We start from the raw sequence: 21,590 nt of genomic DNA on the forward strand, positions 1-21,590 counted from the left end.
AAATTATGTGCCAACAACGGCGCTCACACACCCCGATGTCCAGACCTCTGAGACTGGCCGCCCGGCACCCCGAGCCGCTCCCGCTCCTCCGGGTGCCGATGCACCACGAGGGCCCTCGCCGATCCGGCGGGGGCCCTCGCTCGTGCCCCGAGCGGCCGCCCTACGATCAGCGGGTCCGCGACCCCGACCGACCGAGGGACCTCTCGTGAGCGAGCTGCACGACCGCATCGAGTCCGATCTGCACGCTTCGATGAAGGCGCGCGACAAGGCGCGGACGTCGGCGCTGCGGATGGTCGTCGCTGCCCTCAAGAACACCGCCGTCGCCGAGGGGCTCAGCCCGCAGGGGCGCCTGCCCGACGAGACGGTCCAGAAGGTGCTGGCCACCGAGGTCAAGCGCCGGCGAGAGGCCGCCACCGCGTTCGCCGACGCGGGCCGCGAGGAGCAGGCCGCCGCCGAGACCGCGGAAGCCTCGCTCTACGCCGAGTACCTGCCGGCTCAGCTCTCCGACGACGAACTCAGCGCCATCGTGGACCGTGTCATCACCGAGATCGGCGCGGAGGGCCCCCAGGCGATGGGGCAGGTCATGAAGGCCACGATGGCTGAGGTTCAGGGCCGCGCCGATGGCAACCGCGTCTCCGCGATCGTCAAGACCCGGCTGAGCTGACGCTCACTCGTCGCGGGCCAGCATGCGCTGGCGGGCGCTGCGGTCCGTGACGCGGTCCGGGCACCCGAGGATGGTCGGCGAACGCAGGACCACCTCGCTCGGGTACGGCGCGGTGAACGTCGTCGTCCCGCCCGCCGCAGCGACCGTCACCTCGGCACCTCGGAAGAGGTTGACCGCACGCTCGGTGTAGTAACGGCAGTTGGCGAACCGCGCCTCGATGCGGACCGTCGAACGGTCCCCCGGCTCGAGCGTGACCGGCAGGCCAGCGACGGCCTCGACCTCGAGCATGCCGAGCAGCTCGGGGAACGGATCGACGTCGGTCACGGTCACCGCTCCCACGTCCCCGGTGTGCTCGAGCGGCACCTCGACGAGGGCACCCGAGCCGTGCGCGTACCCCACGGCCGTGAGCGGCTGCTCGTAGGCGGTCAGGTGGACGACCCGGTCGTGATCGACGAACGCGAGGTCACCCGCGACCACCGGCGGCGCGCCGACCAGCGGCAGGCCGGCGGCCGGGCCGGCGACCAGCACCGCCCCGACCACCAACGCGAGCACCGCGGTCCGTCGCACGGGTCAGCCGACGTCGGCGCGACGGCGACGGAGCGATCCGGCACCGAGCAGCGCCACGGCGGCGAGGCCGAGGATGCCGGCGGCACCCGTCACGGGCAGGACGCCGCGTGAGGAGGCCGGTACCGGCTCGATCTCGTCCTGGTCACCGCCGGTCGAGCTGTCACCGTCGGCGTCTCCATCGCGGCCGCCGGGGACCTCGCCGTCCTCGAGGCCCTCGGTGAGATCGATCGCGACGGTGGGCCAGAACAGCGCGTCGAGGTCCTCACCGGCCGGCGCCTGACGGCCCGCGGGCGCCTCCGGGGAGTCGAACCAGTCACACATCGGCGGCGCGGGCTGGTCCTCGCGGTCGTAGGTGGCGCACGGCACGAGCTGGGCGGACTTGGCCACCGATCCGACGGGGAACAGCGAGCCGCCGGAGTCGCAGTCGGGGAAACCGGTGAAGGGCACCTGCCCCTCGGTCTGCTCGATCGGCACGGTCGCGTTCGTGGTCACCTCGCCCGTGACGGCGGTGTTGCCCTGCCAGCAGTTGCCGGTCCCCTGCTCGTCCCACCAGAAATCGACCCCGTTCGGCTGCTCGAGCCCACCGGGTCCGAAGCCCATGCGGTTGTCGAGGTACTGGTTCTCGTTCGAGGTGTCGAACTGGTCCTCGAACTCGTCCCGGATCGCCGAGGGGACCCAGAACTGCATGGCCCCCTGGCGCCAGTTGTCGAAGATGTCGTTGTCGCGGACCAGGTTGTTGTTGCCGCCGGCGATCATCACGCCGGTGCCGACCGGGACCGGGAACGCCGGGCAGACGGTGCCGTTCTCGTACCCACGGTCGGCCGGGTCACCGCCGCAGCGACCGGCTTGGACGTACTCGGCGACGTAGTTCACGTTGTTCATGAAGAGGCGGTTGTTCTCGAGGAACGCGTGGTCCTGCGGCATCCCCGGGTGGTTCGGCACGAACGAGTCGGTGACGTACCCGGCGGCGTTGAGGAAGACGTCGTTGTCGTGGAACCAGACCGAGTTCCCCGCTGATCCCGAGAAGCCGAGCGCGTTGTGGTGCGTCTGGCACCCGGTGATCTCGACCGCCCAACGGGTCAACGGCGCGGTGGGGTTGTCCGCGTTGACGTTCGCCGCAGAACCGGGGTAGATCCCCGAGTCACCGTTGAAGTAGGTGTCGCAGTCGCGGATCAGCCCGTGGTCCGAGGTGAAGGTCAGGATGCCGTAGAGGTCGTTGTGGCTCGCCACGACCCGGTCGAGCAGGTAGCCGTCGGTCTCGTGGACGTAGATGGCGTTCTCACGGAAGACCTGGAAGGCCATGTTCGACAGCACGAAGCCGTCCGCGCGGTCGGCCTTGATGCCGTTGTGCTTGACCCACGACCCGTCCGCCTTGAACCCGCCGCGGAGCGCGGTGTCCTCGGGACGTTCCCCGGTGCCCTCGATCTGCAGGTCACACAGCTGGTTGTCGCAGATGATGTCGTCGTCGTCCGGGTCATCACCGGCGACGGTCACGAGGTTGATGACCTCGCCACAGCTGACGATGAGGTCGTACTCGACGACACCGTCGTCGTACTCCTGGGTGCAGGGGGCGTTCTCGTCCCACGAGGGCTGCTCGCGGTAGACGCCCGGCAGGACGTAGATGTTGGTGCCCTGGACCTCGACGGCGTCGACCGCGGCCTGGATGTGCTGGTGGGCGCAGTCCGCGAGCAGTCGCTGGTTGAACGCGCGGAGCGCCGGGTCACCGATGGCGGCGAGGCGCCCGGGCGAGACGTCGTCCTTGCACACGACGATGACGTCCGCCGCCTCGTCGAAGGTGCGGTGCTCGGGTGTCGTCCCGTCGCCCGACGGGAACTGGCTGGCGCGCTCCTCGTGGGCGGCGGCTGGGGCGCCGATGAGCCCCGAGAGCACGAGCCCGACGGCGACCACCAGGCCCATCCGGCGGCCACCCGCGCGCCAGGTCCCCTCCCCACGCCGATCACGGCCACCACGTCCCTGCTGTCGCACCACGACTCCTTCGAGCGTTCGAGGGGGCACTCCCCCGCCGTCCCTTTCGCGCTCGGACCCCGCGACACCTCCCGTCCCCGCAGGCACGCGCGCGTGGGCGCGCGGTCAGCGCCGGCCTCTAGGCTCCCGACGCACGGTGGCGGCGTGGACGTGGACGCCGCACCATCCGGCACAGCGGTCAGGGAGCGGAGCGCGTGGATCGACTCGTCAGCACGGCCGATACGACCTCGGACCGGTTCACGGCGAACGCGGCCCACAACCGCCAGCTCGCCGGCGACCTGCACCAGCGGCTCGCTGTGGCTGCGCTCGGCGGCCCCGGGCGGTCGCGCGACAAGCACGTCGCCCGCGGCAAGCTGCTGCCTCGGGACCGGGTCGAGTCGGTGCTCGACCCCGGCACCCCGTTCCTCGAGCTGTCCCCTCTGGCGATGGCGGGGATGGAGGACGACGACGCTCCGGGAGCCGGCATCATCACCGGGGTCGGCCGCGTCAGCGGACGGACGTGCGTGATCGTGGCCAACGATGCCACGGTCAAGGGTGGCACCTACTACCCGGTGACGGTCAAGAAGCACCTGCGGGCCCAGGAGGTCGCCCGCGACAACCGCCTGCCGTGCATCTACCTGGTGGATTCCGGGGGCGCGTTCCTGCCGAAGCAGGACGAGGTGTTCCCCGACCGCGATCACTTCGGCCGCATCTTCTACAACCAGGCCACCCTCTCCGGCGCGGGGATCCCCCAGATCGCGGTGGTGATGGGCAGCTGCACCGCGGGTGGCGCCTACGTGCCGGCGATGAGCGACGAGACGATCATCGTCGAGGGTCAGGGCACGATCTTCCTCGGTGGGCCACCGCTGGTGAAGGCCGCGACCGGCGAGGTCGTCTCGGCCGAGGAGCTCGGCGGGGGGGACCTGCACGCACGCACGTCCGGGGTCGTCGACCACCTCGCGATCGACGACCGCCACGCCCTCCAGCTCGCGCGCGACGCCGTGGCCACCTGCCCGGTCCCCGACCTCGGCGTCGGGCTCGGGCACACGGGACCTGCAGCCGAGCCCGAGCCACCGGCCGAGGACCCCGCGGAGCTGTACGGGCTGATCCCGACCGACCCTCGCCAGCCGGTCGCCGCGCGCGAGATCATCGCCCGCATCGTCGACGGGTCCCGGCTCCACGAGTTCAAGCCGCTCTACGGCGAGACGCTGGTCACCGGGTTCGCCCGCATCCACGGCCACGACGTCGGCATCGTCGCCAACGACGGGATCCTGTTCTCCGAGTCCGCGCTCAAGGGCGCCCACTTCATCGAGCTGTGCAACCAGCGTGGGGTCCCACTGGTCTTCCTGCAGAACATCACCGGGTTCATGGTCGGCCGCGAGTACGAGGCGGGGGGGATCGCGAAGGACGGCGCCAAGATGGTCACGGCCGTCGCCTGCTCCACGGTCCCGAAGTTCACGGTCGTGACCGGCGGGTCGTTCGGTGCCGGCAACTACGCGATGTGCGGCCGCGCGTACTCCCCGCGGTTCCTGTGGACCTGGCCCAACGCACGCATCTCGGTCATGGGCGGCGAGCAGGCCGCGAGCGTGCTGGCCACCGTCCGCCGCGACGGCCTCGAGGCACGGGGTGAGGAGTGGTCCGCGGAGGACGAGGAGGCCTTCAAGGCGCCCATCCGTGACCAGTACGAGCACCAGGGCAACCCCTACTACGCCACGGCCCGGCTCTGGGACGACGGGGTCATCGATCCGGTCGCGACCCGGGACGTGCTCGCCATGGGCCTCGCGGCGGCGCGCCACGCGCCGGTCGAACCGCCGCGCTACGGGGTCTTCCGCATGTGACCGGTACCGTCGCCGACCGCGACGGGTCGGTGAGGTGCCGCGCGCGACGCGGCCGGCAGACGCAGGATGCTCAGACGAGGCGGGCGGCACCGAAGGCGAGCGCGGCGACCGTGGCGATCAGCCCGGTGTTGGCGATGAGGTAGGTCCGGGTCTGCGCACGGATCTCGACGTACAGGCCGTCCATCCGGCCCTCGAGCCGGTCCATGCGACCTTCGAGACGATCGATGCGGTCCCCGAGCGCGTGCACGGCCTCCCAGAGCCGCTCGATGTCCCGACCGGTGGCGACACGGTCGCCTGCGGGCGGCAGGCTCGCAACCAGGTTCACGGCGTGCTCCGGTCCGAGGACCTGCTCGAGCCGCCGGTGCAGCGCGAGCCGGTCCCGTTCGTCGATCGACATCGTTGCCTCCCGTCCGCTGGAGCGCAAGGGTCACACGCTGCCGGCTCGTCCCGCCGACGGGCCCCGTGCCGGCTGTGGATGACGGGACGAGGCGGATAGCGTCCTGCCGCCGCCGAGGAGGAACCGGACGTGACCGACGTGCTGCGCACCGAGCTCGACGACCGTGGCGTGCTGACGCTGACCATCGACCGCCCCGAGGTGAAGAACGCCTTCGACGGGCGGCTGCAGGAGGCGCTCACGTCCGCCTTCGCCGGCGTCGACGACAGCGTCCGCGTGGTCGTGGTCACCGGCGCGGGATCGGTGTTCTCCGCGGGCGCGGACCTCAACTGGATGCGCTCGGCCGTGGACGCGAGCTTCGAGGACAACGCCGCGAGCTCGCGACGGTTCGAGGCGATGCTGGCCGCGGTCGACACCTGCCCCGCCCCGGTCATCGCCCGCGTCAACGGCCACTGCCTCGCCGGCGCGCTCGGCCTGGTGACCTGCGCGGACGTGGCCGTCGCCGTGCGCGGATCGCTGTTCGGCTTCAGCGAGACCCGGCTCGGCCTCGCACCGGCCATGATCTCGCACTACGCGGTCCGCCGCACCGGCATCGGCGCGGCTCGTCGCTACCTGTTGACCGGCGAGCGTTTCGACGCGGACCGAGCCCTGGCGCTCGGCCTGCTGGTCGACGTGGTCGACGACGAGGCAGCGCTCGACGCCGAGGTCGCGACGCTGGTGGACGCCTTCCTCGCCGCAGCGCCTGGCGCGGTGCGCGATACCAAGCGACTGCTGGCGACCATCGCGGCGACCCCCGACCCCAGGGACACCGTGGATGCCCGGGTCGAGCTGATCTCGCGCCGTCGGGTCAGCGACGAGGGACAGGCCGGCATGGCGGCCTTCTTCGCCCGCCAGCCCGTCCCCTGGGCATCTGACGCGCGCTGACGGTCGCCCGGACCGACCCGGTCAGCTGAGGACGAGCGGGATCGCGGTGAGGTGGACCCGATCGCCGCTCGCGGCGTCCTCGGCGTAGACGTGCAGCTCCGCGAACGGTTCCCCGGCGGCCGCGTCGAGCGGGACCGAGTCCGCGAACGCGCCGACGCAACCGCTCCCGCACTCCGCGGTGGTGAAGCCCGTGTCGAGCTCGCGCCCGTCGCCGTCGTACAGGCTCCACTGCACGTTCGCCTCGTACACGTTGCTGCAGCCGACGAGCTCGACCGCACCGGCGCTGGCCTGCTGTTCGGAGACCGGCGACACGACCTCGATGAACGCCTCGTCGTCACGGTCCTCGTGGCCGGCGCACGGGTCGGCGAGCTCGTCATCGTCGGCGCTCGGGCCGGTGGTGGGCTCTGCCGGTGCCGGGGTGGGCTCCTCGGTGACCTCGCCCTCCGGCTCCTCGAGATCCTCCGGGTCCGCCGCGAGCGCCTCGGTCGGCGTCGGTTCGGGTTCGGCAGCGGTGTCGACCACCGTCGGGTCACCCCCGCCGCACCCAGCGAGCACCAAGGTGGCGGCGGCGAGCAACGCGGTGCCGCGGCGGACGGTCAGGTGGCGGGTGCTGGACATCGTCTCGCTCCGGTCGGTCTGACGGGCATCCTGACACACCCGACGCACGAGGCCCGCCAGGGGTTGCACCGGGCCTCGCTGCTAGCGTCCGGCTCCGTCCAGCACGTCGCCGTCCGCACGGGGAGCCCTCCGTGGTCGCAGGTCCCTCGCCCAGCAGCCCACGACCGATACGGCGGGTGCTGATCGCCAACCGTGGCGAGATCGCCCGACGGATCATCCGGACCTGCCGCGAGCTCGGCATCGCCACGGTGGCCGTCTACAGCGCCGCGGACGGAGGTGCGCCGCACGTGCGTGAGGCTGACGCCGCGGTCGCGATCGGCCCCGCTCCCGCCACCGCGAGCTACCTCGACGTGGAACGGGTGGTGGCCGCCGCGGTCGCCAGCGGCGCCGACGCGGTGCACCCCGGCTACGGCTTCCTGTCCGAGCACGCCGGCTTCGCCCGCGCTGTCCGGGAGGCGGGCCTGATCTTCGTCGGGCCGACGCCGGACGTGATCGAGTTGATGGGCGACAAGGCCGCGGCCAAGCGGCACCTGACCGAGGCCGGGGTCCCCGTGGTCCCGGGCGCGGACACCACGGGCGACGATGACGACGGTGTGGTCGCGGCCGCCGGCGACGTCGGCTTCCCCCTGCTGGTCAAGGCGGTCGCTGGTGGCGGTGGGAAGGGCATGCGCACCGTCCACGAGGAGGGCGACCTGCGCGACGCGATCGCGGCCGCCCGGCGCGAGGCCAAGGCTGCGTTCGGTGACGAGCGGGTCATCCTCGAGCGTCTGGTGAGCCGACCGCGCCACATCGAGGTGCAGGTCCTCGGCGACGAGCACGGCCACGTCATCTCCGTGCTCGAGCGCGAGTGCTCGATCCAACGACGCCACCAGAAGGTCGTCGAGGAAGCTCCGTCCCCGGCCGTCGACCCCGCCCTCCGCCGTCGGCTCACCGACGCGGCCGTCGCTGCCGCCCGATCCGTCGGGTACACCGGCGCCGGGACGGTCGAGTTCCTGCTCGACGGCACGACGCTCGACGACCCCGAACCGACCTTCTACTTCCTCGAGATGAACACCCGGCTGCAGGTCGAGCACCCCGTCACCGAACTGGTCACCGGGCTCGACCTGGTCGCGCTCCAGCTGCGGGTCGCCGCCGGCCACCCGCTCGGCATCGATCAGGACGACGTGCGCGCCGACGGTCACGCCATCGAGGTGCGCTGGTACGCCGAGGACCCGGCGACGCAGCTGCCGCAGGTCGGGCAGCTCGAGGCGCTCACGCTCGCGACGGGCCCGGGCCTGCGCAACGACGTGGGCGTGGAACCGGGCGGGATCGTCACCCCCCACTACGACCCCATGCTCGGCAAGCTGATCGCCCACGGCCCGGACCGGAAGACCGCGATCGACCGGCTGGTCGGTTCGGTCCGCACCACCGTCGCCCACGGCGTGATCACCAACCTCGAACTGCTCGCGGCGATCGTCGACCACCCCGCCCACCGCGCGGGCGACCTGACCACGAGCTTCCTCGACGACCACCTCGACGGCTGGAGCCCCGCACCTGCGGACCCGTCGGCACTCGTGGTGGCCGCGCTGGCGGTGCTCCGCGACGGCACGCCGGACCAGGATCCGAGCTGGCCGACCTCGCTCGGGCCGCTCCGGCTCGGCGATCACGGCGGGTCGCCGATCACCCTGAAGGACCGCGACCGGGTCCACCACCTCCGCGTGGCGGTGACGCCGGACGGCTCCGCCCGACCGCCCTACACGGTCACCGATGCCGACGGCACGCAGCGACACGTCCGGGTCGCGGTCGTCGACGAGTCCGTCCCCCGGTCCCGGTCCGCAACGACCGCCACCTGGCGGGTCGACCTCGACGGGACCGAGGTCCGGGCGACGGTCACCTCGGTGCGTTCGGAGGACGGCGACGACACCGTCTGGGTCCACACCGGTGGACGCACGATCGCCCTCCGGCACGAGCCCGCCACCCGACACGTCGCCGAGCGGGCGCTCCTCGGGGACTCCTCGTTCGCCTCCCCGATGCCCGGATCGCTGATCGCCGCGCCGGTCGAGGTCGGGACCCACGTGACCGCGGGGACCACGCTGCTGGTGGTGGAAGCCATGAAGATGGAGCACCCGATCACCGCGCCGGTCGACGGCACGCTCACCGCGGTCCACGTCGGCGTCGGTGACTCGGTGGATGCGGGCAGCCCGCTGCTCAGCTTCACCCCCGACCAGGAGGCCGCTCCGTGACCTGGCAGCTACCGGACGCCGTCACGATCGTCGAGGTCGGCCCCCGCGACGGCCTCCAGAACGAGCCCGGCACCGTCGCCACCGACGTGAAGATCGGGTTCATCGAGCGGCTGGCCGCCACCGGCCTCGGGGTCGTCGAGGCCACCTCCTTCGTGTCCCCCCGGTGGGTCCCGCAGCTGGCCGACGCCGCTGAGGTCCTCGCCGGGCTCACCCGCCGCCCCGACGTGCGCTACCCGGTCCTGGTCCCCAACGAGCGCGGCCTGGACGGCGCGCTCGCGGCCGGCGTCGACGAGGTCGCGGTGTTCGGCGCGGCCTCCGAGGGGTTCAGCCGCGCCAACCTCGGCCGTTCCATCGACGAGTCGCTGGCGATGTTCGCTCCCGTCGTGACCCGCGCGACCGACGCGGGGCTCCGGGTGCGCGGTTACGTGTCGACGGTCTGCGGCTGTCCGTTCCAGGGCGAGGTCCCCGTCGACGACGTCCGTCGCGTCACGACCGCCCTGCTCGAGCTCGGCTGCGTCGAGGTCTCGCTCGGCGACACCATCGGCGTCGGTACCCCGGTCCAGGTCCAGGACCTGATCGCCGCGCTGACCGGTGACGTCCCCCTCGACCGGCTCGCGGTCCACTGCCACGACACCTACGGCCAGGGGTTGGCCAACACGTTGGCCGCGTTCGAGGCCGGGGTCCGGGTCGCGGACACCTCCGCCGGGGGGCTCGGCGGGTGTCCCTACGCCCCGGGGGCCACCGGCAACCTCGCCACCGAGGACCTCGTGTACGCGCTCGACGGGGCGGCGGTCCACACCGGCGTCGACCTCGCGGCGCTCGTCGACGTCAGCGCCTGGATGGCCGACCGTCTCGGCCGCGCCCCCACATCGCGGGTCGCGCGCGCGACGCTGGCCAAGCGCGCGCTCGCCGACGAGGTCTCCGCCGCCGGATCGGCGACCCGTGACGACTCCTCGGCGTGATGCGCGCGCCGGCGGTGCCGCGCGGTTGACAGCGTCGCCGGAAGCGTGCTCCCCTCACCGACGCAGCAACCACACGCACCCGGTGGGGGAAGTCCGGTCGGAACCCGGCGCTGACCCGCAACCGTAGGTCGCCCCGTCCCACCTCGGTGGTGACGGCCTGGCGACGAGTCGGAGCACCTGCCTGGCGCGAGCGGCTCCACCACCCGTCGAGGTTCACGGGGCGGAGCCCGGGAGACGTCCGCGTCCTCCCGGTCGTCACCGCCCCTCGCGTACCACGCGAGGGGCGTCGTCGTCCGGCGGGCAGCGCGGGACCCCGGGGGACGCCCGGGAGGATCCCCCGTGACGACCCCCACCGCGTCCGTCCCCCACCGGCGGCACCTCGCCCGGTGGCTGTGCGTCGCGGTGCTGACGGTGCTCACGGTCGGCCCGTGGACGGCCGGTCCGACCGCGGCTTCGGCGGGATGCGACGGGGTGACCGTGCTGGTCGAACGCGCGTCGGGGTCCACCATCGAGCGGTGCGCACCGGGTCGGCCGTCGGACGGTCTCGCCGCCCTGACGGGCGCGGGGTTCCACTACGAGTTCGTGCCCGGACAGCAGGGGTTCGTGTGCACCATCGACCGCTTCCCCGACCCCTGTAACGGCGCGCCGTCGGATGCCTACTGGTCGTACTGGTCCGCCGAGCCGGGCGCGTCGGGTTGGACCTACAACACCCGCGGTGGGGCCAACCGCACCCCGCCTCCCGGCAGCAGCGACGCCTGGGTGTTCGGTGCGGGCCAGCCGCCGTCGGCCCCACCACCGGCCGCGCCGGCTCCCACTCCGGAGCCGTCGCCGACGCCGACGACACCGCCCGACACGGACGCATCGGATGGTGGCGACGATCGTCGCGGGTCCTCCGCTGGAGCGTCGACGGGAGGCGACGGATCCCGGCCCGCAGCCCAGCCGAGCAGCGCCGACCCGCCCGACGCCCCTCCGGAGGCATCCACACCCCCCGACGCGTCGAGCGCGGGCCAGGCACGCTCGGAGGTCCGCGACGACGACAGCGACGACGACGACGGCTCCACGGGCAGCGACGGCGAACCCGGTGACCCGGGGGATCCCGCGCTCGCCGGGGCCGACGAGGGCGACGGCGGCACGACCACGACGCGCGAGGACGGCACCGACGGACCCGAACCGGTCCTGCTCGATGTGTCGTTCGGCGACCCAGCGGGGGGACGCTCCGCGATCGGTCCAGCCGTCGGGGGCCTGTTGATCGTCGGGCTCGCCGGCGCGGGCATCCTGCAGGCGCGCCGACGCCGACGGGACGAGGTCCTGTGAGAGCGCCGGCGGTCGCCGAGGCTCGCCCGGTCGCCGCGCCGTCCGCGCGACGGGGCGGTGCCGGTCGTGCCGTGCCTCGTCAGCTGCACCCCGGCGCCTGGTGGCTGTGGGCGCTCGGGTGCGCCACCGCGGCCTCCCGGACCACCAACGTGCTCCTGCTCCTACTCGTGATCGCGGTGCTCGGGTACGTGGTCTCCGCACGGCGGACCGCGGCCCCGTGGGCACGCGCTTTCGGGGTCTTCCTCAAGGTCGCGGGCGTCGTGCTGGTGTTCCGCACCGTGTTCCAGATCGTCCTCGCTCCGTCGCAGCCGGGACTGCTGCTGTTCACCCTGCCGGAGGTGCCGCTGCCGGACTGGGCGGCCGGGGTGACGCTCGGCGGGCCGGTCACCGGCGAGGCCGTGCTGGCCGCCGTCAGCGATGGTCTGCGACTCGCCACCCTGCTGCTGTGCATCGGCGCCGCCAACGCGCTGGCGAACCCGAAGCGGCTGCTCGCGGTGTTGCCCGCCGCCCTCTACGAGGTCGGCATCGCCGTGGTCGTGGCCATCACCTTCACCCCGCAGCTGGTCGAGTCGGTCCAGCGGATCCGTGGCGCGCGCCGGCTCCGCGGCCGCCCCCACCGCGGCCCGCGATCGGTGATCCAGGTCGCTCTCCCCGTGCTCGAGGACGCGCTCGAACGGTCCCTGGCGCTCGCGGCGGCCATGGACAGCCGGGGCTACGGCCGTCGCGCAGCCGTCCCGACGGCGACCCGCCGAGCGACCGGGGTGCTACTCCTCGGCGGTCTGCTCGGCGCCTGCTTCGGCGTCTACGGGCTGCTCGATGCGAGCTCGTCGCTCCCGGCCGCCCTGTCCGCGCTGGCGTCCGGGCTGGTGGTGTGTGGCGCAGGGCTGCACCTCGCGGGTCGCAGGACCGTCCGCTCGCGCTACCGGCCGGACCCGTGGCGGTCGCCCGAGTGGCTCACGACGGCCGCGGGGCTCACGGCCGCCGCGCTGGTCGTGGTCGCCGGCGGCATCGACCCGTCCGCCATCTCCCCGTCGGTCAGCCCGCTCGCGGTGCCGCCGTTCCCGCCGCTCGCAGCCGCCGGGATCCTGGTCGCGCTGCTGCCGGCGTTCGTCACGCCGCCGCCGACGCTCCACGGCGCCGGGCCGTCCCACGCCGAGCTCGATGCCGCCGTCGGTACCGACCGCCCGCAGGTGCCGGCGTGATCGATCTCGACCGGGTCACGGTGACCTACGACGGCGCGGCACGACCGTCCCTCCACGACGTGTCGCTCCACGTCCCCGAGGGCGAGCTGTGCCTGGTCATCGGACCGACGGGGACGGGCAAGACCACGCTGCTACGGACCGTGAACGGCCTGGTGCCCCACTCCACCGGCGGCACGCTGCGAGGTCGGGTCACGGTCGGAGGCCGCGACACCCGCACGCACCCGCCACGGGACATGGCCGACCTGGTCGGCGTCGTCGGGCAGGACCCGCTGGCCGGCATGGTCACCGACGTCGTGGAGGAGGAGCTGGCCTACGGCATGGAGTCCCTCGCCCTCCCCGCCGACGTCATGCGCCGCCGCGTCGAGGAGACCCTCGACCTGCTCGGGCTCGTCCACCTGCGACACCGACCCGTGCGGACCCTGTCGGGAGGTGAGCGCCAGCGGGTCGCCATCGGGTCGGTGCTGACCGTGGGCCCACGCGTGCTCGTTCTAGACGAGCCCACCTCAGCGCTCGACCCGCCCGCGGCCGAGGAGGTGCTCGCCGCCCTCCACCGCTTGGTCCACGACCTCGGGATCACGGTCCTGCTCGCCGAGCACCGGCTCGAGCGCGTCGTCCAGTTCGCCGACCGTGTCGTGCTGCTGCGCGGCGACGGCGGTCCCCCCGTCGTCGGTGACCCGGCGACCGTGCTCGCGCAGGCCCCGGTCGCACCGCCGGTGGTCGAGCTCGGCCGGGTCGCCCGCTGGTCCCCCTTGCCGCTCACCGTCCGCGACGCCCGGCGCTCGGCAGGTCCCCTGCGCGAACGACTCACCGGCCACCAGCCACGACGCCGCGGGGTCGATCGCGACGGCACGCCCATCGCCGAGGTCCGGGACCTCGTGGTGCGGTACGGGCCGACCGTCGCGCTCCGAGGCGTCGACCTCGCGCTGCACCGCGGCGAGGTCGTAGCCCTCATGGGACGCAACGGTGCGGGCAAGTCGTCGCTGCTGGCCGCGTTGACCGGGTCGGTCTCCCCGGCGGCCGGCGACGTCCGCGTGGCAGGGCAGGACCCATCCGCGCTGTCCGGCGCAGCGCTGATCGCCGAGGTCGGGCTCGTCCCGCAGCAGCCTGCGGATCTGCTGTACGCACCCACCGTCGCCGAGGAGTGCGCGGCCGCCGACGCCGATGCCGACGTCCCGGACGGGACCTGCCGGCAACTGCTCGAGCGTCTGGTCCCCGGCCTCGACGACGACCACCACCCACGGGACCTGTCGGAGGGACAACGGTTGGCCCTCGTGCTCGCGATCGTGTTGACGGCCGCCCCCGCGTTGCTGCTGCTCGACGAGCCGACGCGGGGCCTCGACCTCGGCGCCAAGGTGCGTCTGGTGGAGGTCCTCGAGGAGCTCGCCGCCGAGGGCCACGCCATCGTCCTCGCCAGCCACGACGTCGAACTCGTGGCCGAGGTCGCGACCCGGACGGTGGTCATCGCCGACGGCGAGGTCGTCGCGGACGGTCCGACCGCCGAGGTCGTGGTCGGCTCGCCCGCGTTCGCGCCCCAGGTCAGCAAGGTGCTCGCCCCCGAACCGTGGCTCACGGTGACCGAGGTCGCCGAGGCGCTGGCGGTCCTGCCGTGACCGCTCCCCCCGTCCTGGCACGAGCCACGCCCGTCGCGGTCAGGCCGCGCGCCGCCGCGGCGCTGGCGATCACCTCCCTCATCGGGCTGGTGGGGTTCACCTGGCCGCTGCTGACCTCGGCCGACGCCCCGCTGGCCCGCGTCGGCGATCCGACGCTGCTGTTCGCGCTGCTGCTGCCGCTCGTCCTGGCCGTCGTCGTCGCCGAGCTCGCCGACGGCGGGATGGACGCCCGGACCGTGGCGATGCTGGGCGTGCTCGCGGCGGCCGGAGCGGCGTTACGGCCGCTCGGGACCGGTGTCGCCGGCTTCGAGCCCATCTTCTTCCTGCTCGTCCTCGCCGGCCGCGCGTACGGACCGGGGTTCGGGTTCGCGCTCGGGGCCACCACGCTGTTCGCGTCCGCGCTGATCACGGCCGGGGTGGGCCCGTGGCTGCCGTTCCAGATGCTCGGCGCCGCCTGGGTCGCCGCGGGCGCCGGCCTGCTGCCACGCCGGGTGCGCGGACGGGTCGAGCTCGCCGTGCTCGGCGCCTACGGCGCCGCCGCGGGTCTGCTGTACGGCCTGCTGCTGAACCTCACCGTCTGGCCGTTCGTGCTCCGGGGCCAGGCCGTGACCGCGCTGTCCTACGTGCCCGGCGACGCCGTCGTGGACAACGTCCGCCGGTTCCTGACCTTCACGGTCGCCACCTCGCTCGGGTTCGACATCCCGAGAGCGTTGCTGACCGGCACGCTGGTGGTCGTCACCGGCCGACCCATCCTGCGGGCGCTCCGCCGCGCGGGCAGGCGCGCCGCCTTCGACGCCCCGATCACCTTCGACGACCCCGACCGCCCGACGCGTGGTGGGTAGCTGACGGGCGGTGGGTGGCTCACGATCAGCGGGTGGCTCACGGTCAGCGGGTGGCTCACGAGGCGTAGACGCCCCGTCAGCCGCCCCGCGATCGTCACACACCCGCTCCTGACCGGAGCGGTCGCGACCGGGAGCCTCAGCGGCCACCGACCGAGGTGAGCGCCGTGACCACCGCATCGCCGAAGCGAGTCAGCGATCGGTCGAGGTCGCTCAGCGCGAGTTCGGTCAGCGTGCCGACCGCCGCGGCCGCCACGAACCGTTCCGCGACGGCGAAGGGGTGGCCGGGATCGTCGCGCCACGCGACGACCGCCACCGGGTCGGGCAGCGCGGCCACCTCCTCGAGCGTCGGTGCCTCGCCGCCGTCGAGCGCGACGAGCGCCGCCGCCAGGCTCGCCGGGTCGTGGCGGGCGTAGTCGGTGACGAGCGTGTCCCGCAGCCACGTCGGCATCTGCGTGTCGCGCCGCAGCCGGTCGACGATCCCGTCGACGCCGACCCGTCGCACCTCCTCGGCGACGACCGCGTGCGGCCCCTCGCCGGCCACGGCGGTGCCCTCCCACGCGGGCAGGCACACCACGCGGGGCACTCGCCCCGGCCAGCGCAACGCGGCGTGGCCACCGAGCGAGATGCCGCCGACCGCCTCGACACCTGACGTGGACGCGACGACCGCAGCGAGGTCGGTGGCGTACGCGTCGAGGTGGTGATCGTCCGGGTCGGGACAGACCGTCGAGCCACCGTGGCCGCGGGCGTCGTAGGTGACCAGACGTCGCCCGGCCCGCGCCAACGGCTCGGCACACGCGGCGGCGACGAAGCGGGCCGAGGAACCGACCCCGTGGGCCAGCACGACGGCCGGCGCGTGCGGTTCACCGATCTCGACGACCGCGAGGTCGACGGGGACACCGTCACGGCGCAGGATCGACCGCACGACGCGGGGCCGTCCCGAACGACCGGGCGGGAGGAGCGGGCCTGCCTGCGCTGCTCCGCTCACCGCGCCTCGTCGATGAGCCGATCGAGGCTGGTCTCGGTGAGCTCACCGAACACCCGGCTGACCAGACGGCCCTCGGTGTCGAAGGCGACGGTGTGCGGGAGCCCACGCCCACCGACCTCGAAGACCACGTCCCCGGTCGGGTCGTGGAGCGTGGGGAACACGATGCCGTACTCCTCGACCATCTGCTCACCGAGGGCGCGCTGCTCGTTGGTGTGGACGCCGAGGAAGGCGACGTCGGTCTCGCGCGCGGCGGTGTCCAGCAGCAGCGGGAGCTCACGCTTGCAGGGCTCACAGAAGCTCGCGAAGAAGTTGATCACCACCGGCCGGCCGGCCTCGTTCTCCCGCCGGATCCACGCCGCGGCCGCCGGCCAGTCGGCCTCGGTCAGCTCAGCGTCCTCCGGCGGGACCTCGCCGGGCTCCTCGACGGTGGTGACATCCAGCCCGCGATCGGCTGGCAGCTCGGGAGCATCCGCCGTGGGCGCACCCGGGCCGAAGTCCGCGATGTCGCCGTCCCCACTGCAAGCGACCACGACCAGGGCGCTCACCAGGAGGGCGAGGGATCGTCGCACCGGAGGTCGCCTCTGCGTCGGGAGCGGGGGGCGGGAGGGGTCGAGAGGATCGGAGGACTGGAGGGTACGAGACCGGCGGCGCGGGTCAGCCGCGTGAAGCGACGTCGGCGAGCACCTCGTCCGATGCGGACAGGAACGCGTCGACCTCGTCCGGGCTGCCGACGCTGACGCGGATCTGTGCGAGCATCCCGTAGGGCTCCAGCGGTCGGACACCGACCCCGTGGGCGGCGTAGGCGTCGACGACGGGTCCGGATGCCTGGCCGAGTTCGATGGTCACGAAGTTGCCGAGACCGGCGGTCAGCGGGATCCCAGCGGCGCGCAGGTGATCGACCATCCGGCGGCGCCCCTCGAGCGTGCGCTCGACCCCCGCCTCGAGGTGGTCCCGGTCCGCGAGCGATGCGATGGCGGCGGCCTGCGATGGCGCGGTCACGTTGAACCTCGGCCGCCACCCGTCGACCTCGGCCACGAGGTCGGCTGGCCCGGTGAGCATCCCGATCCGCAGCCCCGCCAGCGCGTGCGCCTTGGAGAACGTCCGCGTGACCAGGACCCGCGGGTGGTCGACGTCGAGGTCGGCGTGGGTCGCGTAGGTCGGATCATCCGCCGCGTAGTCGTGGTAGGCCTCGTCGAGCAGCACCGTCACGTGGTCGGGCAGCTCCGCGAGCAGCGCGGTCAGCTCGGAGCCCGACAGGTGGCTGCCGGTCGGGTTCCCGGGGTTGTCGATCACGACGATGCGGGTCGCCGGGGTGACCCGCTCGAGCAGGGCCTCGGGATCGCGCGTGTAGCCGTTCCGATCCCCGGTGGCCGGTCCGCCGTCGGGGGCTTGGACGTACCGGGCACCGGCGTTCCGGGCGCCGAGTCGGTGGACGATGAAGCTGCGCTCGAAGGCGAGCACCTCGGCAGGCGTGCCGTCCGGCGCCGGGCGCGCGAGACACCCGATGGCGTCCATCAGCAACGCGGCCGACCCGTTGCCGACGACGACCTGGTCGAGCGGGACCCCGGCATCGTTCGCGATGGCCCGACGCAGCGCCACAGATTGATCGTCGGGGTACAGGTGCGCCTCGGCCGCGGCGGCCGTCGCGGCTGCGAGCGCCTCCGGTGATGGCCCGTACGGCGACTCGTTGGAGGACAACCGGACCCGCATGCCCGGAGGTGGACCGGCAGCGGACGAGGAGGCGATCGACGACACGGGGCTCCCGTCGGTCAGAGGTCGGTCAGAGGTAGAGGCCGGTGCTGGTGTCCGCCGCATCGGAGGTGCCGACCGCGTGGACGTCGCGCTCCCGGACGATGAGGTAGGCGTCCCCCTGGACGTCCACCTCGATGGCGTCCTCGGGCAGGTAGAGCACGTCGGCACCGACCGTCACGTGGCGGACGTGAGGTCCGACGGCGACGGTCGCTCCCCAGATGCCCTTGCGGTCGACCGACCGCGCGGTCGCCGGGATGAGGATCCCCGCCTTCGTGCGCCGTTCGGCGTCGCCCGGCGGTGCGACGAGGACCCGGTCGCCGAGGACGCTGACCGCCCGACGTGGGGCGGGTCCGGTCGACGGGAGTGGTTCGGGGACGCTCATAGGACCGAGCCTAGCCACGCCCCATCGAGCACCCGGCCGGGGACCTCGGGGAGGTGTGGACCGCACGGACCGGCCGAGGTGGCGCGGCCACCGACCTCGAGCTGCGCGCGGAAGTCGAGGAAGGGTAGCCTCACCTATCCGCCGACCTGACGAGTCCCTCCCGTGGTCACCCTGGACCTGCCCGCCCCGACGCGGACCACCGCGTTGGCGTGTCGCGGTCTGGTCAAGGCGTACGGGACGACCGTGGCCGTCGACGGCGTCGACCTCGACGTGCCCCGCGGCACGCTGACCGCACTGCTCGGACCGTCGGGCTGCGGCAAGACCACCGTCCTGCGCATGATCGCCGGCCTCCTCGCACCGGACGCGGGCGAGATCGTCATCGATGGCCGTATCGTCGCCGATCACCGCACCTCGGTCCCGCCCGAGAAGCGACCCGTCGGCCTGGTCTTCCAGGACTACGCGCTCTTCCCGCACCTGAGCGTGGCACGCAACGTCGCCTACGGCCTCGGGGACCTCCCACGTCGCGCACGCCGGGAGCAGGTCCACGAGGTCCTCGATCTGGTCGGGTTGGGTGACCTCGGGCGACGGCTGCCCTCCGCCCTGTCCGGTGGCCAGCAGCAGCGGGTAGCGCTCGCGCGTGCGCTCGCGCCCTCCCCCGAGCTGGTCCTGCTCGACGAACCGTTCTCGAACCTCGACGCGTCGCTCCGCTCGACCGTGCGTGAGGAGGTCCGGTCCATCCTCCGCGCCGCCGACGCGACAGCCGTGTTCGTCACCCACGACCAGGAGGAGGCCCTCAGCCTCGCCGACCGGGTCGCGGTGATGCAAGCCGGCCGGATCCACCAGGTCGACGAACCGCAGACGCTCTACACGCGGCCGGCGACCCGGTTCGTCGCCGGCTTCGTCGGCGAGGCCGACGTGCTGCCGGCGCGGCGGATCGACACCTACCTGGTCGACACCGCGCTCGGCCAGCTCCCGACCACGGATGCGGTCACCTCCCCCGAGGTCGCCGCCGTGATCCGCCCCGAGTCGCTGCAGGTCTCCGCCGACCCGCGCGGGACGGCCACCATCACCGGCATCGAGTACTTCGGCCACGACCAGCTCGTGCACGTCCGGCTCGCCGACGGCACCTCGATCCGCGCTCGTCGCGGCCCGCTGCTCGACCTGCACCGTGGCGACCGCGTGGACGTCGCCGTGCTCGGCCCGATCGTCACCTTCCCGCACGCCGGCTGACCGCCACCGGCGGCTGGCCGGCGACCGCGGAACTCACTCGGCGCGGCGGCCCCGGATCGTCAGGATGGCCAGCGGCAACGAGCCGAGGACGATCAGCAGGAGCGCCGGCGCTGCAGCCCGCGCGAAGAACGCCTCGCGGGTGGCGGACCAGACCCGGACCGCCAGGGTGTCGTAGCCCGTCGGGGCGAGCAGGAGGGTCGCCGGCAGCTCCTTCATCGCGGTGAGGAACACCAGCGATCCCCCCGCCAGCGCGCCTCGGCTCGACAGCGGGAGCAGGACGCGGACGAGCGTGCGGACGCGGCCGGCGCCGAGCGTCCGGGAGGCCTCCTCCACCGTCGTCGGGACCTGAAGCAGCGAGGTCCGGATGGCGCCGACGGCCTGGGGCAGGAACAGCACCACGTACGCGAAGACCAGCATCGCCAAGGTCTGGTAGAGCGACGGGGTGACCCGGATGCCGACGTAGACCAGCGCGAGCGCGACGACGATCCCGGGGAGGGCGTAGCCGGTGAACGAGGCTCGCTCGATGGCCCGGGCGACCCGCGAGGACGACCGGGCCGACCAGATGCCGATGGGCAGTGCGGCGGCCGTGGCGACCAGCGCACCGAGGGCGGCGACCAGGAGGCTGCGGCCGGCGGCGCCGAACACGAGCGCCAGAGGTTCGCCCGATCGCAGGCCACGGACCAGCCAGTAGACCACGACCGTCACGGGCACGACCAGGCCGGCTGCCACGACAGACGACGCGAAGACCGCCGCCGGCCACCGCCAGCGGCGCAACGGGACCACCGCTGGCGACGGCGAGGTCGACCGGGTGCGGAACTGACCGCCCCGGTCCTTGGCGAACCTCGCCTCGACGATCAGGACCACGATGGTGAGGGTCACCAGCACGAGTGCCAGCACGGCGGCGGGTGCCCGATCGAACGCGGACCGGAACTGGGTGTACAGGGCACGGGTGAAGGTCGAGTACCGCAGCATCGACACCGCACCGAAGTCGCTCAGCACGTACAGCGACACCAGCAGCCCACCAGCCGCGGCGGCGGGACGCAGCTGCGGCAGGGTGACACGCACGAAGGTCGCCACGGGCCCCCGCCCGAGCGACCGGGACGCTTCCTCGAGCTGTGGGTCGATGCCACGGAGCGCGGCCTGACAGGTGAGGAGCACGTAGGGGTAGGTGAACAGCGTCAGAGCGGCGAACGCGCCGGGGAACCCGTACGGCGAGGGTGGCCGGAACCCGAACCACGCCTCGACCAGACCGCCCGGAGCGAAGGTCGCGAGGATGGCGTACGCGCCCACGTAGGTGGGGATCACCAGCGGCAGCGCCGTCGCGACGGCGAAGAAGCGACGCGCGGGGAGGTCGCTGCGCACGGTCAGCCAGGCCAGGGGCAGGCCGATGAGCAGCGACGCCGCGGTGACCGCCACCGCCAGCCCGAGGGTCCGGAGCGTCAGCCGCAGGGTGTCCGGTGAGATCACGATGTCGATGATGCGCGCGGGGGGCAGCTCGGCCGCCTGGAACACCAGATAGGCGGCCGGGACCAGCATCAGGAACGCGATCACGACCGCCGGCCCGGCGACCAACGGCGACGTCGACCCGCTCGCACGACGGGGGCCCCGCCACCGTTGAGGCGGAGCGGGGGCCGTCGCGTCGAGCGGGTCGACGGGGGCCGGAGCGCGGGTCTCGGTCACGTCGGGACGGTAGCGACCGCGGACCTCGGCCCCGACGCCCTACTCCAGCGCGCCGGTCTCCTGGAGCAGCTCGATGGTGCCCTGCAGATCCTCGAGGTCGGACAGGTCGACATCCGGCGGGGACAGCTCTTCGATGCTCGGCAGGCCGGTCGCCTCGATGCCGGTCACCGCGGGGAACTCGCGCTCGTTGGTCTCGGTGCCGAAGAAGTCCTGCACCTGCTCGCTCAGCAGGTAGGCGACGAACTGCTCGGCCGCCGACGGCTGATCGGAGCTGGCGAGGACGCCGACGCCGGCGACGTTGACGAGCCCGCCGATGTCACCCGGCAGGTACTTGTTCGCGGCCGGGAAGTCCGGGTTCTCGGCGGTGAACCGGGCGAGGTAGTAGTGGTTGACGATGGCCACGTCGACCTCGCCACGCTCGATCGCCTCGAGCTGCGAG

General features: G+C 73.3%; 20 protein-coding genes and 1 riboswitch. Of the genes, 10 read left to right on the forward strand and 10 right to left on the reverse strand.

Features of this window, described 5'->3' with window-relative positions; genetic code table 11:
• Positions 1–205: 205 nt before the first annotated feature.
• On the forward strand, positions 206–664 hold the full coding sequence (locus tag WEB03_RS07150) for a GatB/YqeY domain-containing protein (RefSeq protein ID WP_368070259.1): 459 nt from the start codon (positions 206–208) through the stop codon (positions 662–664).
• A 3-nt stretch (positions 665–667) separates the two neighbouring features.
• Here WEB03_RS07150 and WEB03_RS07155 read toward each other — a convergent pair whose 3' ends face one another.
• Together WEB03_RS07155 and WEB03_RS07160 are read right to left on the reverse strand one after the other, a co-directional pair.
• Positions 668–1,231, reverse strand: a complete 564-nt coding sequence (locus tag WEB03_RS07155) for a hypothetical protein (RefSeq protein ID WP_368070260.1) — start codon at positions 1,229–1,231, stop codon at positions 668–670.
• Positions 1,232–1,234: 3 nt separating this feature from the next.
• The gene (locus tag WEB03_RS07160; protein WP_368070261.1) at positions 1,235–3,217 is read right to left on the reverse strand and encodes a right-handed parallel beta-helix repeat-containing protein; all 1,983 of its coding nucleotides are present in this window, start codon (positions 3,215–3,217) and stop codon (positions 1,235–1,237) included.
• 194 nt (positions 3,218–3,411) lie between these two features.
• On the opposite strand from WEB03_RS07160, the gene WEB03_RS07165 reads away from it, so the two are divergent.
• Positions 3,412–5,034 (forward strand): carboxyl transferase domain-containing protein, encoded by a 1,623-nt coding sequence (locus WEB03_RS07165; protein WP_368070262.1) that lies wholly within the window; start codon positions 3,412–3,414, stop codon positions 5,032–5,034.
• Between the two features lie 70 nt (positions 5,035–5,104).
• On the opposite strand, the gene WEB03_RS07170 is transcribed toward WEB03_RS07165, so the two are convergent.
• Positions 5,105–5,431, reverse strand: coding sequence for a hypothetical protein (locus WEB03_RS07170; protein ID WP_368070263.1), 327 nt, complete (start codon positions 5,429–5,431; stop codon positions 5,105–5,107).
• 129 nt (positions 5,432–5,560) lie between these two features.
• Between WEB03_RS07170 and WEB03_RS07175 the strand changes: the two genes are divergently transcribed.
• A complete protein-coding gene (locus WEB03_RS07175) occupies positions 5,561–6,352 on the forward strand; it encodes an enoyl-CoA hydratase-related protein (protein WP_368070264.1) in 792 nt (263 codons plus the stop codon).
• Between the two features lie 21 nt (positions 6,353–6,373).
• Here WEB03_RS07175 and WEB03_RS07180 read toward each other — a convergent pair whose 3' ends face one another.
• Entirely contained in the window at positions 6,374–6,970 is a 597-nt protein-coding gene (locus WEB03_RS07180) for a Gmad2 immunoglobulin-like domain-containing protein (protein ID WP_368070265.1), read from the reverse strand.
• A gap of 176 nt (positions 6,971–7,146) precedes the next feature.
• On the opposite strand from WEB03_RS07180, the gene WEB03_RS07185 reads away from it, so the two are divergent.
• The 6 genes from WEB03_RS07185 to WEB03_RS07210 all read left to right on the forward strand — a co-directional run bounded on the left by WEB03_RS07185 (position 7,147) and on the right by WEB03_RS07210 (position 15,122).
• Positions 7,147–9,192, forward strand: coding sequence for a biotin carboxylase N-terminal domain-containing protein (locus tag WEB03_RS07185; RefSeq protein WP_368070266.1), 2,046 nt, complete (start codon positions 7,147–7,149; stop codon positions 9,190–9,192).
• Positions 9,189–10,154 (forward strand): hydroxymethylglutaryl-CoA lyase, encoded by a 966-nt coding sequence (locus WEB03_RS07190; protein WP_368070267.1) that lies wholly within the window; start codon positions 9,189–9,191, stop codon positions 10,152–10,154. Before WEB03_RS07185 ends, WEB03_RS07190 begins: the two co-directional genes overlap by 4 nt.
• Positions 10,155–10,240: 86 nt before the next feature.
• Positions 10,241–10,332: riboswitch (cobalamin riboswitch) on the forward strand.
• 161 nt (positions 10,333–10,493) lie between these two features.
• Positions 10,494–11,468: a hypothetical protein gene (locus WEB03_RS07195; protein ID WP_368070268.1), complete on the forward strand. Its 975-nt coding sequence runs from the start codon at positions 10,494–10,496 to the stop codon at positions 11,466–11,468.
• Between the two features lie 71 nt (positions 11,469–11,539).
• Positions 11,540–12,670 (forward strand): energy-coupling factor transporter transmembrane component T, encoded by a 1,131-nt coding sequence (locus tag WEB03_RS07200; RefSeq protein WP_368070269.1) that lies wholly within the window; start codon positions 11,540–11,542, stop codon positions 12,668–12,670.
• Positions 12,667–14,280: an ABC transporter ATP-binding protein gene (locus tag WEB03_RS07205; protein WP_368070270.1), complete on the forward strand. Its 1,614-nt coding sequence runs from the start codon at positions 12,667–12,669 to the stop codon at positions 14,278–14,280. Before WEB03_RS07200 ends, WEB03_RS07205 begins: the two co-directional genes overlap by 4 nt.
• Entirely contained in the window at positions 14,277–15,122 is an 846-nt protein-coding gene (locus tag WEB03_RS07210; RefSeq protein ID WP_368070271.1) for an ECF transporter S component, read from the forward strand. The genes WEB03_RS07205 and WEB03_RS07210 overlap by 4 nt, the downstream gene beginning before the upstream one ends.
• A gap of 136 nt (positions 15,123–15,258) precedes the next feature.
• Here WEB03_RS07210 and WEB03_RS07215 read toward each other — a convergent pair whose 3' ends face one another.
• The 4 genes from WEB03_RS07215 to WEB03_RS07230 all read right to left on the reverse strand — a co-directional run bounded on the left by WEB03_RS07215 (position 15,259) and on the right by WEB03_RS07230 (position 18,241).
• Entirely contained in the window at positions 15,259–16,107 is an 849-nt protein-coding gene (locus WEB03_RS07215) for an alpha/beta fold hydrolase (RefSeq protein WP_368070272.1), read from the reverse strand.
• Positions 16,104–16,676 carry a TlpA family protein disulfide reductase gene (locus tag WEB03_RS07220; protein ID WP_368070273.1) on the reverse strand — a complete coding sequence of 191 codons (573 nt, stop codon included), beginning with the start codon at positions 16,674–16,676 and terminating at the stop codon, positions 16,104–16,106. The genes WEB03_RS07215 and WEB03_RS07220 overlap by 4 nt, the downstream gene beginning before the upstream one ends.
• Before the next feature lie 85 nt (positions 16,677–16,761).
• The gene (locus tag WEB03_RS07225) at positions 16,762–17,862 is read right to left on the reverse strand and encodes a histidinol-phosphate transaminase (RefSeq protein ID WP_368070274.1); all 1,101 of its coding nucleotides are present in this window, start codon (positions 17,860–17,862) and stop codon (positions 16,762–16,764) included.
• A gap of 25 nt (positions 17,863–17,887) precedes the next feature.
• Positions 17,888–18,241 carry a co-chaperone GroES gene (locus WEB03_RS07230; protein WP_368070275.1) on the reverse strand — a complete coding sequence of 118 codons (354 nt, stop codon included), beginning with the start codon at positions 18,239–18,241 and terminating at the stop codon, positions 17,888–17,890.
• 162 nt (positions 18,242–18,403) lie between these two features.
• On the opposite strand from WEB03_RS07230, the gene WEB03_RS07235 reads away from it, so the two are divergent.
• On the forward strand, positions 18,404–19,471 hold the full coding sequence (locus tag WEB03_RS07235) for an ABC transporter ATP-binding protein (protein ID WP_368070276.1): 1,068 nt from the start codon (positions 18,404–18,406) through the stop codon (positions 19,469–19,471).
• Between the two features lie 33 nt (positions 19,472–19,504).
• Here the strand turns inward: WEB03_RS07235 and WEB03_RS07240 are convergent, their stop codons facing one another.
• Positions 19,505–21,151: an ABC transporter permease gene (locus tag WEB03_RS07240; RefSeq protein WP_368070277.1), complete on the reverse strand. Its 1,647-nt coding sequence runs from the start codon at positions 21,149–21,151 to the stop codon at positions 19,505–19,507.
• A 39-nt stretch (positions 21,152–21,190) separates the two neighbouring features.
• On the reverse strand, positions 21,191–21,590 hold a 400-nt coding region (locus tag WEB03_RS07245), incomplete at its 5' end, for an extracellular solute-binding protein (protein ID WP_368070278.1).

Source organism: Nitriliruptor sp. (assembly GCF_040882075.1).
In the GTDB taxonomy this organism is placed as follows: domain Bacteria; phylum Actinomycetota; class Nitriliruptoria; order Nitriliruptorales; family Nitriliruptoraceae; genus Nitriliruptor.

Coding starts and splice junctions, on each gene's coding strand:
- WEB03_RS07170 (WP_368070263.1), bottom strand. CDS start 5,431: ATGTCGATCGACGAACGGGACCGGCTCGCGCTGCACCGGCGGCTCGAG.
- WEB03_RS07180 (WP_368070265.1), bottom strand. CDS start 6,970: ATGTCCAGCACCCGCCACCTGACCGTCCGCCGCGGCACCGCGTTGCTC.
- WEB03_RS07230 (WP_368070275.1), bottom strand. CDS start 18,241: ATGAGCGTCCCCGAACCACTCCCGTCGACCGGACCCGCCCCACGTCGG.